Genomic DNA, 13299 nt, shown 5'->3' with positions numbered 1-13299 from the left:
CGACCACGGCGACGGCCTGACCGCGGGAACCGGTCGCCGCGAGCTCGGCCGGGGCCGCGCCGTCACCGGTGGCGCCCGCGGCCTCACGGATCTGGCGGAACACCACGTCGGGGTGGGAGATCATCGACACGTGCGAGGAGTCGACCTCGACGGTGCGCGACTTGGCACGCTGGGCCTCGAAGCGCTCCAGGTCGGGGGCGAGGGCCCTGTCCTGCCGGGAGACGACGGCCCAGGACGGGATGTCGCGCCAGGCGGCGGCGGTGGCCTTCTCCCCGAACCCGGCCTCGGCGACCGGGCGCTGCTCGGCGGCCATCAGCCGGGTCCGGGACTCGGGCAGGTCGGCGGCGAAGACGGAACGGAACTTCTCGCCCTTGATGTAGAGGTCGGTTCCGCTGCCGCAGCGGCCCGTGTAGGGAACGGGGTTGAGCGCGGCGGCGAGGTCGCTGCCCGTGAACCTCGTCGACAGCTCGGCCGGTGATTCGCCCACGTCGGGCATGAGCGCCGACACGTAGACGAGGGCCTTCACGTTCGGGTTGCCCGCGGCGGCCTGGCTGATGACCGCTCCGCCGTAGGAGTGGCCGGCCAGCACGATCGGGCCGCTGATGCTCTTGAGCACACTGGCCACGTTGGCGGCGTCGTTGGCCAGGCCACGCAGCTCGTTGGGCGGGGCGACGACCTGGAACCCGTCGTCCAGGAGACGTTCGACGACGTCGTTCCAACCGGAGGCGTCGGCGAACGCGCCGTGGACCAGGACCACCGTCGGCTTCACACCGCCGCCCGGCCTTCCACCGGTTTCGGCGGCCGGCGCGGGTGACACCGTGGCGGCGACCAGACAGGTCGCGAACGCCACCGTGGCGGCGGAGGGGATCAAGTGGCGGGACAGCGATATGTCCATGGTTCCTGCCCTTTCAAGGAGGTAAAGGGGCTGAAACCACCCTGCTCACGCCTCCGCCCGGACGGCATATCACGCTACGCATCCGAGTGAATGCGTACCGCCGTTCGAGCCTCTGTGCGGCGGCAACCGGTTTGGCGGGCGGACCGGGCCCGACCCGACGGCGGCCGAACGGCGCTCGAAGCGGCCTCCCACTCCGGCCTCCGGTAGGGCGCCGCCGCGGAGCCGTCGGCCCCCTCGGACGGCGACGGCTCCGGGCTCGGCCGGGTCGCGCCGTATCACGTCCGGCTGACGACCGTTAGCATGACGGGTATGGCGCCGGTCATTGGCGTCAGTTCGCACGGATTCCACCGCGGTTTCGAGGAGTTGACGATGAGTCGCGCTTTCTCTCTGTTCCGGACGACCGATCCCGTCCCCGAGGAGGAGCGACGCACCATCCTCGCCGCACCGGGGTTCGGCAAGTTCTTCACCGACCACATGGCCTCGGCCACCTGGACGCCCGCCGAGGGCTGGCACGACCGCAAGGTCTCCGCGCTGGTGCCGTACTCGCTGCACCCGAGCGCCGCCGTGCTGCACTACGCCCAGGAGATCTTCGAGGGGCTGAAGGCCTACCGCCACGCCGACGGCAGCGTCTGGCTGTTCCGCCCGGAGTTCAACGCCCGCCGCTTCACCCGCTCCGCCGAGCGGCTCGCCCTGCCGGTGCTGCCGGAGGAGGACTTCCTCACCAGCGTCGAGGAGCTGGTGCGCGCGGACGAGGCGTGGGTGCCGGGCTCCGCCGACGAGAAGAGCCTCTACCTGCGGCCGTTCATGTTCGCCTCGGAGGCCTTCCTCGGCGTCCGGCCCGCGGAGCGGATCGCCTACTCGGTCATCGCCAGCCCGGCCGGCCCGTACTTCGCCGGCGGCGTCACCGGCATCACGCTCTGGGTCAGCAGCAACTACACCCGCGCCGGGCGGGGCGGCACCGGCGCCGCCAAGTGCGGCGGCAACTACGCCTCCAGCCTGGCCGCGCAGATCGAGTCCCGGAAGAACGGCTGCGACCAGGTGCTGTTCCTGGACGACACCGGCGGCGAGGGCGACCTGGAGGAGTCCGGCACGATGAACCTGTGCCTGGTCACCTCGGCCGGCGAGCTGGTCACCCCCGCGCTCGGCAACATCCTCGACGGGGTGACCCGGGACTCGATCCTGGCCCTGGCAGGCGAGTTCGGGCTGACCCCGGTGCAGCGTTCGATCACCCTCTCCGAGCTGCGGACCGGTGCCGCCGACGGCACGATCACCGAGGTGTTCGCCGCCGGGACCGCCGCGGTGATCACCCCGATCGTCGGGTTCAAGGGCGAGGGCTACGAGTTCACCATCGGCAACGGCGCGCCCGGCAAGCAGACCCTCGCCATCCGCGAACACATGCTGGACATCCAGTACGGGCGCGCCGAGGACGTCCACGGCTGGATGCGCCGGGTGCTCTGACACCCCGGGGGCGGCCCGGCCGGGCCGCCCTCCCGCCGGCGCCGGTCAGCCCCGCTCGGGCACGACCACCTCACGCTTGAGGATCTTTCCGGTCGGCCCCTTGGGCAGCGCGTCGACCGTCCAGACCAGCCGCGGGTACTTGTACGGGGCCACCCGCTCCCGGACGAAGCCGCGAATCTCGTCCACGGTCGCCGACGCGCCCTCGCGCAGGACCACGGCGGCGGCCACCTCCTGGCCGTGGGTGGGGTGGAGGACGCCGATCACCGTGGCCTCGGCCACCGCCGGGTGCTCGTACAGCACGTCCTCCACCTCCCTCGGGTAGACGTTGAACCCGCCGCGGATGATGACGTCCTTGCGGCGGTCGACGATGCGGAAGTCGCCCCGCTCGTCGCGGGTGCCGAGGTCCCCGGTGTGCAGCCAGCCGTCCCGGACGGTCTGCGCGGTGGTGTCCGGCCGGCGCCAGTAGCCCTTCATCACGTTGTGGCCCCGGATCACCACCTCGCCGACCGTGCCGTCCGGCACCTCCGTGCCGGACTCGTCGACGATCCGCATCCGCACCCCCTCGATCGGGATGCCGATGGTGCCCGCGATCCGCTCCCGGTCGCTCCGGTTGGCACAGGCCAGCGGCGAGGACTCGGACAGCCCGTAGCCCTCCAGCACCACGCAGCCGAAGTCGGCCTCGAAGCCGCGCAGCACCTCCGGCGGCATCGGCGCGCCGCCGCACAGGCACACCCGCAGCGAGGAGACGTCGTGCCCGGCGCGCTGCGGGTGGGTCAGCATCAGGGTGTACATGGTCGGGACGCCGAGGAAGACGCTCACCCGGTCGCGCTGGATCACCGAGAGCGCGGCCGACGGGTCGAAACGCGGCACGAGGGTCAGGCACGCCCCGACGGCCACCGCGCAGTTCAGGCCGATCACCTGGCCGAAGGAGTGGAACAGCGGCAGCCCGCCGAAGATCACGTCTCCCTCGGCCAGCCCCAGCACCCGGACGCCGGCCCGGGCGTTGCACACGATGTTGCGGTGGGTCAGCTCGGCGCCCTTGGGGGCCCCGGTGGTGCCGGAGGTGTAGAGGATGACCGCGGTGTCCTCGCCCCCGCGTCCCCCGGTCTCCGGCTGGCCGGCCGGGTGTTGCGCGAGCGTCGCGGCGAGGGCGGCCGGCTCGACGGCGACCAGTCGGGTGCCGGTGCGCTGCGCACCCTCGGCCGCCTGCTCGGCATCCGCGTGCCAGGCGAGCAGCAGGGCGGCTCCGGCGTCGGCGAGGCAGTGCTCGATCTCCCGGGCCTTCAGCAGCGGGTTCATCGGCACGACCACCGCCCCGGCGCGCAGGATGCCGTAGTACAGCACCGCGAAGTCCGGCACGTTGGGCAGCAGCACGGCCACCCGGTCGCCGGGAGCGACGCCGAGCGCGGCCAGCCAGTGCGCGGCCCGGGCGCTGCGCGCGTCCAGGTCGGCGAAACTCAGCACCTCCTCGTCGAGTCGCAGGACGGGGTGCTCCGGACGGCGCGCGGCGGTCGCGGTGAGCAGGTCCGGAATGCCGTGCGGCAGGTCCGCAGGGTCGTGCGGCAGGTCGGCGCTTCTGTCGGACGGGGCGGGGACGGCGGACATGCGGGCGCTCCTCGGGGCGGTGGGGCTCGGTTCGGATCCTCATACGGTCGGACGGACACCGCCATGCGGAGCAACGCTCTCCCCGGCCCCGGCGGCCGTGGCGAGCATCCAGGGGGCGATCCGCTCCACCAGCCCGCGGTTGTGCCGGATCCAGCGGAAGTGGTCCAGCGCGCGGCCGTCCGCCTGCTCGGCGGTGTAGCTCCAGCGCTCCACCCGGGCCGAGCGCAGCTTGGCGCACAGGTGGTCGACGGCCCGCGGCGGCGCGAGCTCGTCGCCCTGCACGTCCACCGCCAGCACCGGCAGGTCGACCCGGGCCAGCGCCCGTTCGTAGTCGGCGGCCGCGCCGCGCACCCGGTAGCGGCCGGTGCGCATCTGCCGTGCCCAGTCCCGCATCAGCCGGGCCGACTCGCGGCCGCCGAAGCCGAACCGCTCGCCCGGCCAGTGGCCGACCGCCGCCGAGGCGACGATCGAGAACTGGCTCAGTGCCAGCCGCTTCAGGCCCGCCCGTACGCCGAAGGTCCGGTACCACGCCGATCCGCTGGCCACCAGCACCGCGCCGGCGAGCCGGGGCCGGAACACGCCGCAGTGCACCAGGCCGAGCTGCCCGCCCAGGCTGTGCCCGAGCAGGAGGCGCGGCGCACCCGGGAACGCCCCGGCCACCGCGTCGAGCACCGCCCCGAAGTCGTGCTCCACCAGCTCGCGGAAGCCGAAGGCGACACCGCGCCGCGGCACCGGGCGGCTCTCGCCGTGGCCGCGCAGGTCGCAGGTGGCCACGCTGAGGCCGGCCGCGTGCAGCGCGCGGACCAGCGGGGTGTAGTGCCGGGCGGCCGTCCCCATCGCCGGCAGGACGATCACCACCGGGGCGGCCGGTTCCGGCCGGGCCAGCGCCCGGACGGTGAGCCGGGCCCCGTCGGGTGCGGCGATCTCGGCGATCACGGGGAACCGGGGGGCCTTCACGTCCGTGCCTCCCCGTCGGCGTCGGCACCGGCGCCCGGCCGCCAGCCGATCACCCCGGCGCCCCAGGTGATGCCCGCGCCGAACGCGGCGAGGCCGAGCAGCTTCGGGCCGTCCAGCAGGCCCTCCTCGCGGGCGTGGGTCAGGCCCAGCGGGATCGAGGCGGCCGAGGTGTTGGCGACCCGGTGGACGTTCAGGTAGAGCCGCTCCGGGGGCAGCCCCACCTCCTTGCCGACCGCGCGCACGATCCGGGCGTTGGCCTGGTGGGCGACGAACAGGTCGAGGTCCTCGCAGGTCAGGCCGCGCCGGGTGAGCACCTCCCGGGTGGCGGCGGACATCTTCTCCACCGCCTGGTCGAACACCTCCCGGCCGTCCATCCGCAGCTTGCGGGCGTCCCGGTCGGCGTAGAGCAGCGGGATCTGCTCGCCGTCGCTGCCGAGCGAGAAGCACGGGTCGGGCGCGCCGGGCACGTCGGCGACCACGGCGGCGCCGGCGCCGTCGGCCAGCAGCACCGCGGTGCCGCGGTCCTCGTGGTCGGTGATCCGGGTCAGCGCGTCGGCGCCGCAGACCAGCACCGCCTCGGCCCGGCCGGTCTCGATCAGTGCGGCGGCGTGGTCCAGGCCGTAGACGAAGCCGGCGCAGGCCGCGTGCAGGTCGAAGGCCGTGGCCTGCGGCATGCCGAGCCGGGCGGCGACCTCCACCGACACCCCGGGGGTGACCCGGTCCGGGGTGATGGTGGCGACCACGACGTGCCGGATGCTCCCGGCGGCGCGCCCGGAGCTGCGCAGCGCCTGCTCGGCGGCGGCCACCGCGAGGTCGGCGAGCCGGCCCTCCGGCGCGAGGAAGCGGCGTTCCTCGATGCCGGTCCGCTTGACGATCCACTCCGGGGAGGCACCGATCCGCTCGAAGTGCGTGTTGGGGACGACGCGTTCGGGCAGTGCGGCACCCACGCCGACGATGGCGGCCGTCATGCCGCACCTCCTTCGGCGAAGGCCGGGCCGGTGCCCATCCGGACGGCGTGCATCCCGCCGTCCGCGTGCAGGATCTCCCCGCTGACGGTCGCAGCGAGGTCGGAGAGCAGGAACAGCACCGGCCCGACCACCACGGCGGGGTCGGTGCGGTCCCAGCCGAGCGGGGCCTCGGCCTGCCAGCGGTCGGCGATCCGGTCGAAGGTGCTGATCGCCTGCCCGGCGACGGTCTCCACCGGGCCGGCCGCCACCAGGTTGACCCGGATGCCGGACGGGCCGAGGTACATCGCCAGGTACCGGCAGACCGCGCCGAGGGCCGCCTTTCCGACCCCCATCCAGTCGTAGCCGGCCCAGGCGCCGGTGGCGTCGAAGTCCAGCCCGACGACGCTGCCGCGCCGCCCGTCCGCGCTGAGCAGCGGGGCGAGTGCGGTGGCCAGCGAGTGCAGCGAGACGGCGGCGGTGCGCAGCGCGAGGCCGGCGGCCTCCGGCGGGGTGGTGAGGAAGTTGCCGCTCAGCGCCGTCTGCTGGGCGGCGGCGACGGCGTGCAGCACGCCGTCGACCCCGCCCCAGCGCTGCTCCAGTTCCTTGACCAGCCGGGCGAAGTCCTCGGGCCTGGTGACGTCCAGCTCCAGCACGTCGGTCGGGCGGGGCAGGCCGCTCGCCGCCTTCTCGGTGATCCGCCGGGCCCGGCCGAAGCCGGTGAGCAGGACCTCCGCACCCGCCTCCTGGAGCGCCCTGGCGGTGTGCCAGGCGATGGAGTCCTCGTTGAGCACCCCGGTGATCAGATAGCGGCGTCCGTGGAAGCCGAGCATCACTCCTGGCCTTTCGTCGTACCGAGAGCGTCGGCCGCCGCCAGCACCAGGGCCGCGTTGTGCCCGCCGAACCCGAAGGAGGTGGAGAGCCCTGCCCGGCGGCCGCCGGGCAGGGCGGGGGCGGCGAGCGGGGTGGCGCGGCGGATCAGGTTCAGCGGGCCGAGCTTCTCGTCCGGCTCGCGCAGCCCGGCGGTGGGCGGGGCGGTGGCGTGGCGCAGCGCCTGCAGGGTGGCGACGGCCTCCACCGCGCCGGCCGCGCCGAAGAGGTGGCCGGTGCAGGACTTGGTGGAGGACAGCGGGACCGTTTCCACGGCCGGTCCGAGTGCCAGCCGCAGCGCCTCGCACTCCGACTGGTCGTTGAGGACGGTCCCGGTGCCGTGCGCGTTGAGGTAGCCGAGCTGCCCGGGGGTGACGCCGGCCGCGTCGAGCGCCAGGGTGACGGCGCGGGCCGCGGGCTCGCCGGTCGGGTCCGGGGCGGTGAGGTGGTGGGCGTCGCAGGTGGCGCCGTAGCCGAGCACCTCGCCGAGCACGGTGGCGCCCCGGGCGGCGGCGCCGGCCTCGGTCTCCAGCACCAGGATCCCGGCGCCCTCGCCGATCAGCAGGCCGTCCCGGTCGCGGTCGAAGGGCACCGACCGGCCGCTCTCGGACAGCGCCCCGGCGGTCCGGAAGGCGGCCTGCACCAGGTCGGAGGTGGAGGCCTCGGCGCCGCCGACCACCACCGCGTCGGCCGCGCCGGCGGCGAGCAGCAGCAGGGCCGTGCCGATCGCCTGGGTCGCGCTGCTGCACGCCGAGGCCAGGCAGAGCGCCTCGCCGCGGAAGCCGTGGCGCTGGGCGATCTGCGAGGCCGCGGCGTTGGCCATCATGGCGGGCACCATGAGCGGGGAGACGAACTCCCCGCCCTGCTGCCGGAGCACCTCGGCCTGGCTCTCGAAGCTCGCCGTCCCGCCGAGCGCGCAGCCCACCACGCAGGCGATCCGCTCGGCGGGGTAGGGCGGCGGGCCGTCCGTCCATCCCGCCTGGGCCAGGGCCTCGGCGGCGGCGACGAGCGCGAGCTGGGTGAAGCGGTCGGTGCGGCGGATCTGCTGGCGCGACAGGTGGTCGGCGGGCCGGAAGTCCCGGCACAGTCCGAGCCCGTCGGCGAGCCCGCTCTCGCCGGCGACGGCGCGCCGGTGCAGCTCGTCGGCGCCCACGCCCAGCGGGGTGACCGCGCCCAGGCCCGTGACGACGGCCCGGGGCCTCACTCCAGCCCGGCCTTCCTGCGGCACAGGGCGAGCACCTCGCCGACGGTGTACAGCTGGTCGAAGTCCTTCGGCTTCACCGGGATGCCCAGCTGCTTGCGGATGGACTGGCTGAGCTCGACCATGTCGAGCGAGTCGATCTCCAGCTCGTCCAGGGCGGCGTCGTCGACGATGTCCTCGCGTTCGACGCCGAGGTCGACCAGGGCGTCGACGACGAACGTCTCGATGGCGGTGCGGTCCAGTGTGTCGGGCATGACTCTCCTCGGCCGCGCGGGGCGGCGGTGGCGGTGCGGGGGTGGACGTCCGGGCGGTGGGCGGCGGTGGACTCAGAGCGCGGTGCCGGCCTTGGTGGCGTGGTAGGGGGCCCAGTGCCACTGCCGCCAGTAGCTCTCGGCGATGTCCAGCCACTGCTCCAGCCGGGCGGCGTCGTCCAGGAAGCGGTTCGCGCTGACCACCAGCCAGCTGTAGACGGCCTGGCTGTCCCGGCAGCCGCCGCAGTCGCCGGAGGTGCAGCAGAACTGGAGCGACTCGTAGTCGGCGCCCCAGACGTTGAAGCCGGGGATGACCGGGTTGCCGTTGGCGACCCGCTCCTCGTGCTCGGGAGCGTCGACGCTGAGGCTGGGGCAGACGTCGTAGCCGAACCGGCCGCCCCAGTGCGTCCGGCCGGTCACCAGGGTCCGGATGAAGTACGGGTGGCTCACCACCGCCTGCGGGTACAGCTCCTTGACCCGCTGTGCCTCGTCCAGCACCCGCTGCTCGTTGGCGATCTTCAACGGGGTCTCGGTGCCGTGCTCGCTGTAGAAGTTGAAGGTGACGATGTTGCCGTTCTCGGCGATCTTCCGCACGGTGGGCTCGATGTGCTCGACGCCGGCCTCGGAGAGCGCGTAGATGAACAGCACCCGCTGGTCGTCGCGGTAGTGCGAGAGCGCGGTGTCGAACAGGCCGGTGAACTTCGAGCCGTTGACCCGGATCGCGCGCAGGTCGTCGTCGAGCGGGCCGCCGCCGAAGATGCTGACCGCGATGGCGATCTTCTCGAAGCCCTGCTTGGGCATCGGGCGCAGGCCGTTGGTGGAGATGGTGATGTACGGCAGCTGTTCGACGAAGGCCTCGACCCGACGCGGGACCAGGGTGGGCTCGCCGCCGATCAGGGTGGCCTGGTTGACGCCGTCGTCGGCCAGCTTGCGGGCGAACGCCCGGATGCGGTCCAGGTCCGACAGTTCCTTGACGGCCGTGTCGAAGCCGCCCTCGAAGTACCAGCAGCCCTTGCAGCGGATGTTGCAGGCGTTGGTGAGGTGGACCTCGCAGGAGCGGACCTCGCGCCCCAACCGGCGCAGCCGGTGCAGGCGTTCGGCCAGGTCGGGCCGGTCGGCGATGAGTTCGGCGGTGCGCGCCTTCGCCTCGCGTCGGCTCAGCGGGCGCTGCTCGATGGTGACGGGTGTTGCCATGGCGGTGGGCTCCTCGGGAGTCGCGGGATCGGCGTGCTGCTGCTCCTTCCTGCTACTCCGGGAGGCGCAGACCCAGGTTCTTGATGCGCGGGGTGACCTTCTCGCGCCACAGGTCGCAGGCCTGGCCGTTGGTGGTCTGCCGCAGGCCGAAGCGGACGGCCAGCTTGGCGCGCTCGGAGCGCGGGCTGCCGAAGATCCGGACGAAGGTCGGCCAGAGCCGGTCCAGGGCCTGCTGGAGCTGTTCGCGGCCGTCGTCGGTGGCGGCGAGGTTGCGGCACACCCGGGCACCGTGGGCGATGTGCACCTTCTCGTCGAGGATGATCGTGCGCACCGCGTCCGCCCAGGGCCGGTAGCTGCTCTGCGCGAACTCGGAGATCATCACCATCGCGGTCTCCTCCCCGATGTAGGAGAAGATCCCGCGCTCGGCCCAGGTGGTGCAGTTGTGGAACTCCTGGGCGCGGAAGAGGTTCCGCTCGGCCAGCGTCTGCGACTCCATGTAGGTGGTGTCCACGCCGATCTCCGCGAGGACCCGCTTGCCGATCTTGTAGTGGTCGTACTCCTCGGCGGCGCGCTCGGCGCAGACCTGCCGCTCCTCCGCGTCAGGGGCCAGCGGCAGGAAGACCTGCACGTAGTCGTCGCCGCCGGAGAGCTCCCCTTCGGTGTTGACCACCATGCCGCGGATCGCGATCTCCCGGTACTCCTCCGGCATCGCCAGGAACTCGTCGGGAGTGCGGACCACCACCGCCTCGTCGTCCAGAATGGAAATCCCCATGGCACAACACCCCGTTTCTGAAGGAGTCTGAAGCAGGACACGGTCGGGTGTGAGCGGCCGGGGGCCCGCTTCCACCGAGGCCCTCGATGACGACCGCAAGGAAAAGACGCCGCCCCCCAGCGGCCGGCGGAGCTCCGCACCGGCTCCGCTGAACTTCCTCGGAGCGTAGGTGCTGCATTTTGGGCCGAACAAGGTCCCTTACGAATCGTGCCGAGACGATTCGGCCACCCGGCACCGCCGGAGTGACCGGTTCCGGCCACGCGGACACCGGCGCGACATGCGCAATTCCCTTACCGGTAACTGATCTTGACGGATGACCACGGCAAACGAAGCTGGCCGGAAGCAGGCCTGGACCACTTTGGGCGTACCGCCCGGCCGACGGTTACGCTGAGCCCCATGACCACCGACTCGAACACGGCGGTCGCCACCGTCGACGTCCTCCTGGGCCCCGATCAGCTCAATGACCTGATCGCCGGCCAGTTCCCCGACTACGCCGCCTGCCGGGTGACCGAGGTGGACGGCCGCACCCTGACCATGGCGGTGGACGGCGACCGGCTGCGCACCCGCCCGGGCGGCACGATCTCGGGGCCGGAGCAGGCCGGCCTGTGCGACCTGGCCGCGTTCCTCCTGATCAACGCCCGGCTCGGGCCCACCCTGATGGCGCTGACCAGCTCGCTGCAGATCAGCTTCCTCAACCGGCCCCGGCCCGGGGCCCTGCGCGTGCACGCCCGGACGGCCAAGTTCGGGCGCCGACTGTGCGTGGTGCTGGCCGAGCTGCTGGACGCCGACGACGTCCTGGTCGCCAGCGCCACGCTGACCTACGCGATCCCGTCGGCCCGCCCCGAGACGGCCTGACGGCCCCCCTCCCCGCCGGACTCGCCCCACCGGACCCGCCCCGGGAACTCGCCCTGCCGCCGTTCCGACCCCGACGGCCGGACGAATCCGACATCGCGAATACGGGGCGGGGTATATTGGCGGGAGGCCCCGCCCCTGGGGGCCCGGAGAACGGAGAACGACATGTGCCGACGAGTCGCCTGCCGCACCTGCGGGAAGCCGACCTTCGCCGGGTGCGGGATGCACGTGGAGCAGGTCCTGGCCGGGGTGCCGAAGTCCGCCCGGTGCGACTGCGCCGCGCAGGGCCGCACGGGCAAGGGCTGGTTCGGCAGGCTGTTCGGTCGCCGCTGACCCGCCCCCACTCCCGTCCGTACGCCAACAACTGGCCAGGGTGGCGCGAAAGATGACAGTAAGTCGGCCGACCTCACGATCTTTTGGACATGGAATGATCTAAGTATTGATCCAGAGCCCGTTCCCCTCTAAGTTGCGGTGCAATGTCACACTGAACGGCCATTTGGCGTGCCCTGGGGGGATACGGTGCCGGACACCGCACTCGAAGCACCGCACCAGTCCACGAACAAGCTGCCCCGGGTCTTCTACCGGCTGGCCGCGGGCGACGCCCTGAACATGTACGGGAGCCAGCTCGACCTGGTCGCCCTGAGCCTGTTCGCCTACGAGGCGGCCGGCAACGCCCTCGGCACGGCCGGGTACCTGGTCCTGCGGCTCGGCGGCGGCGTCGCCGGCGGGCTGGTCGCCGGGCGGCTGGTGGCCCGGCTGGAACGACGGCGGCTGATGGCGGGCTGCGCCCTGGCCCAGGCGCTCGCGCTGGTCGTCGTCGCCCTCGTCCCGGCCTCGATGCGCATCCCCGTCCTCTACCCGCTCGCCGTGGTCCTCGGCGGCGCCGCCGCGGTGGCCGCCGTCGCCCTGCGGACCAGCATCCCCGAGATGGTCGGTCCCGAGCGCCGGGCCCGGGCCAACAGCCTGATGGCGAGCTGCCGTTCCACCGCGATGGTGCTCGGCTTCGCCTCCGCGGGCGTGGTGGTGGCCTGGGCGGGATTCCGGGCCGCCCTGCTCATCGACGCGGCCAGCTTCGTCCTGTTCGGGGCGCTGGTGATCCGGCTGCCCCTGCCCACCCGCGCCGCACAGCCCGACGAGCCCGCGGCCGAAGCGGACGCGGCCGCACCCGACGCGGCCGCCGCGGAGTCCAAGCGGCGCGGCCCCCGGTGGCGGGCACTGATCGTCCTGCGGGCCGCCCCGGTGGTGGGCGCCATGGCGGGCATCCGGCTGCTGGACGCCTTCGGCTCGGCCGCCCACAACATCAGCCTGCCGGTCTTCGCCAACCAGTCCTCCCCCGACAACCCGGCCGCACTGCTCGGCACCTTCTGGGCCACCTGGGCGATCGGCAACCTCGGCGCCCAGCAGCTGGTCTCGCGGTTCATGCTGCGGCGCGGCATCGAACCCGGCGAGCGCGGCTTCGCCCTGGGCACCTGCCTGATGTCCGTCTGCTTCATCCTGGTCTTCACCGACCTCCCGACCCCGCTCTTCCTGCTGGTCGCGATCGGCGCCGGCCTCGGCGACGGCTTCACCGAGATCTCCTACACCACCCGGATCCAGGCCCTCGCCGACGAGCGGCGCGGCGAGGCCTTCGGCATCCTCGCCTCCGCCGAGAACGTCGGCATGGGCACCGGGATGCTGCTGAGCGGCTCCCTGCTGGCGCTGCTCAGCCCGCTGACCGTGGTCGGCGTCTCCCACTCCGTCCCGATCGTGCTGGCGCTCGGCTTCCTGGTGATGGTCGCCCGCACCCGCCGCCGCTGACCCGAACGCACCCCCGCGTCTCCACGCCTCCGCACGTCTGCGCCTCCGCACCGTTCCGACTCCGCGCCCCCGCACGTCCGCACCCCGGCGCCCCCGCGCCGTACGCGACACCGTCTCCGCTCCCCCTCCCTACCCCGGGGCGGCCCACACCCGCGCCCCGGCACCGATCCGAAAGGTGCCGAACGTCATGAGTCCCACCGGTCCTGACCACGGCCGGCTGCGCACCCTGGAAGCCCGGCTGCTGCTGCGCCCCGAGATCGCCGACTGCGCGCTGCTGCCCGTCGAGCACGAGAACGGCCGCCCCGGTCTGCTCGCCTACCTGGTGCCCGCCGTCGACGACGATCCCGAGGCCCTGCGCCGCCGGGCCGCCGCCGCGCTGCTGGACGCCGACCCGAGCGCCGAAGTGCATCTCCTGGACGGCATCGTCCGCACCCCCGAGGGCCAACCCGACGCCGCCGCCCTGGCCGCGGCGCTCACCCGGCCACCCGCCGGGCCCGGCCCCG

13 protein-coding genes and 1 pseudogene are annotated in these 13299 nt (G+C 73.4%); 5 read left to right on the top strand and 9 right to left on the bottom strand.

The annotated features are described in order from the left end of the window. Nucleotides 1-895, bottom strand: an 895-nt coding sequence (locus KS423_RS22500) for an alpha/beta fold hydrolase (RefSeq protein WP_224281379.1), incomplete at its 3' end; no start/stop codon positions are given. Nucleotides 896-1264: 369 nt separating this feature from the next. Here KS423_RS22500 and KS423_RS22495 point away from each other — a divergent pair. Beyond that, complete coding sequence (locus KS423_RS22495; RefSeq protein ID WP_224281378.1) at nucleotides 1265-2353, top strand: branched-chain amino acid aminotransferase; 1089 nt, start codon at nucleotides 1265-1267, stop codon at nucleotides 2351-2353. Between the two features lie 45 nt (nucleotides 2354-2398). Here KS423_RS22495 and KS423_RS22490 read toward each other — a convergent pair whose 3' ends face one another. The 8 genes from KS423_RS22490 to KS423_RS22455 form a co-directional block, all read right to left on the bottom strand. Continuing rightward, nucleotides 2399-3958 (bottom strand): long-chain fatty acid--CoA ligase, encoded by a 1560-nt coding sequence (locus tag KS423_RS22490; RefSeq protein WP_224281377.1) that lies wholly within the window; start codon nucleotides 3956-3958, stop codon nucleotides 2399-2401. A gap of 39 nt (nucleotides 3959-3997) precedes the next feature. Then, on the bottom strand, nucleotides 3998-4915 hold the full coding sequence (locus tag KS423_RS22485; RefSeq protein WP_224281375.1) for an alpha/beta fold hydrolase: 918 nt from the start codon (nucleotides 4913-4915) through the stop codon (nucleotides 3998-4000). Beyond that, on the bottom strand, nucleotides 4912-5883 hold the full coding sequence (locus KS423_RS22480) for a beta-ketoacyl-ACP synthase 3 (RefSeq protein ID WP_224281374.1): 972 nt from the start codon (nucleotides 5881-5883) through the stop codon (nucleotides 4912-4914). Before KS423_RS22480 ends, KS423_RS22485 begins: the two co-directional genes overlap by 4 nt. Next, on the bottom strand, nucleotides 5880-6692 hold the full coding sequence (gene fabI / locus KS423_RS22475) for an enoyl-ACP reductase FabI (protein WP_224281373.1): 813 nt from the start codon (nucleotides 6690-6692) through the stop codon (nucleotides 5880-5882). The genes KS423_RS22480 and fabI overlap by 4 nt, the downstream gene beginning before the upstream one ends. Continuing rightward, complete coding sequence (locus tag KS423_RS22470; protein WP_224281372.1) at nucleotides 6692-7933, bottom strand: beta-ketoacyl synthase; 1242 nt, start codon at nucleotides 7931-7933, stop codon at nucleotides 6692-6694. Before KS423_RS22470 ends, fabI begins: the two co-directional genes overlap by 1 nt. Next, nucleotides 7930-8184, bottom strand: coding sequence for an acyl carrier protein (locus KS423_RS22465; protein WP_224281371.1), 255 nt, complete (start codon nucleotides 8182-8184; stop codon nucleotides 7930-7932). Before KS423_RS22465 ends, KS423_RS22470 begins: the two co-directional genes overlap by 4 nt. Before the next feature lie 72 nt (nucleotides 8185-8256). After that, nucleotides 8257-9375 carry a radical SAM protein gene (locus KS423_RS22460; RefSeq protein WP_224281370.1) on the bottom strand — a complete coding sequence of 373 codons (1119 nt, stop codon included), beginning with the start codon at nucleotides 9373-9375 and terminating at the stop codon, nucleotides 8257-8259. Nucleotides 9376-9427: 52 nt separating this feature from the next. Beyond that, the gene (locus KS423_RS22455) at nucleotides 9428-10147 is read right to left on the bottom strand and encodes a Phenylacetic acid catabolic protein (protein WP_224281369.1); all 720 of its coding nucleotides are present in this window, start codon (nucleotides 10145-10147) and stop codon (nucleotides 9428-9430) included. A 396-nt stretch (nucleotides 10148-10543) separates the two neighbouring features. Here KS423_RS22455 and KS423_RS22450 point away from each other — a divergent pair, with 396 nt between their 5' ends. The 4 genes and pseudogenes from KS423_RS22450 to KS423_RS22435 form a co-directional block, all read left to right on the top strand. Then, a complete protein-coding gene (locus tag KS423_RS22450; RefSeq protein WP_224281368.1) occupies nucleotides 10544-11002 on the top strand; it encodes a PaaI family thioesterase in 459 nt (152 codons plus the stop codon). Nucleotides 11003-11164: 162 nt separating this feature from the next. Next, nucleotides 11165-11332 (top strand): hypothetical protein, encoded by a 168-nt coding sequence (locus KS423_RS22445; protein ID WP_224281367.1) that lies wholly within the window; start codon nucleotides 11165-11167, stop codon nucleotides 11330-11332. Nucleotides 11333-11518: 186 nt separating this feature from the next. After that, nucleotides 11519-12796 (top strand): MFS transporter, encoded by a 1278-nt coding sequence (locus KS423_RS22440; protein ID WP_224281366.1) that lies wholly within the window; start codon nucleotides 11519-11521, stop codon nucleotides 12794-12796. 187 nt (nucleotides 12797-12983) lie between these two features. After that, a pseudogene (locus KS423_RS22435) lies at nucleotides 12984-13299 on the top strand (hypothetical protein); the annotation flags it as partial.

It is taken from the genome of Streptomyces sp. LS1784 (genome assembly GCF_020103755.1).
Taxonomy (GTDB): Bacteria; Actinomycetota; Actinomycetes; order Streptomycetales; family Streptomycetaceae; genus Kitasatospora.
The sequence above is the reverse complement of the archived record's forward strand: the minus strand, read 5'-3'. Positions and strand labels throughout refer to the sequence as shown.

Bases quoted from the DNA above. Each gene is read 5' to 3' on its own strand.
- KS423_RS22455 (WP_224281369.1), bottom strand. From the start codon at position 10,147: ATGGGGATTTCCATTCTGGACGACGAGGCGGTGGTGGTCCGCACTCCC.
- KS423_RS22460 (WP_224281370.1), bottom strand. From the start codon at position 9,375: ATGGCAACACCCGTCACCATCGAGCAGCGCCCGCTGAGCCGACGCGAG.
- KS423_RS22480 (WP_224281374.1), bottom strand. From the start codon at position 5,883: ATGACGGCCGCCATCGTCGGCGTGGGTGCCGCACTGCCCGAACGCGTC.
- KS423_RS22495 (WP_224281378.1), top strand. From the start codon at position 1,265: ATGAGTCGCGCTTTCTCTCTGTTCCGGACGACCGATCCCGTCCCCGAG.
- KS423_RS22445 (WP_224281367.1), top strand. From the start codon at position 11,165: ATGTGCCGACGAGTCGCCTGCCGCACCTGCGGGAAGCCGACCTTCGCC.
- fabI (WP_224281373.1), bottom strand. From the start codon at position 6,692: ATGCTCGGCTTCCACGGACGCCGCTATCTGATCACCGGGGTGCTCAAC.
- KS423_RS22465 (WP_224281371.1), bottom strand. From the start codon at position 8,184: ATGCCCGACACACTGGACCGCACCGCCATCGAGACGTTCGTCGTCGAC.
- KS423_RS22490 (WP_224281377.1), bottom strand. From the start codon at position 3,958: ATGTCCGCCGTCCCCGCCCCGTCCGACAGAAGCGCCGACCTGCCGCAC.
- KS423_RS22450 (WP_224281368.1), top strand. From the start codon at position 10,544: ATGACCACCGACTCGAACACGGCGGTCGCCACCGTCGACGTCCTCCTG.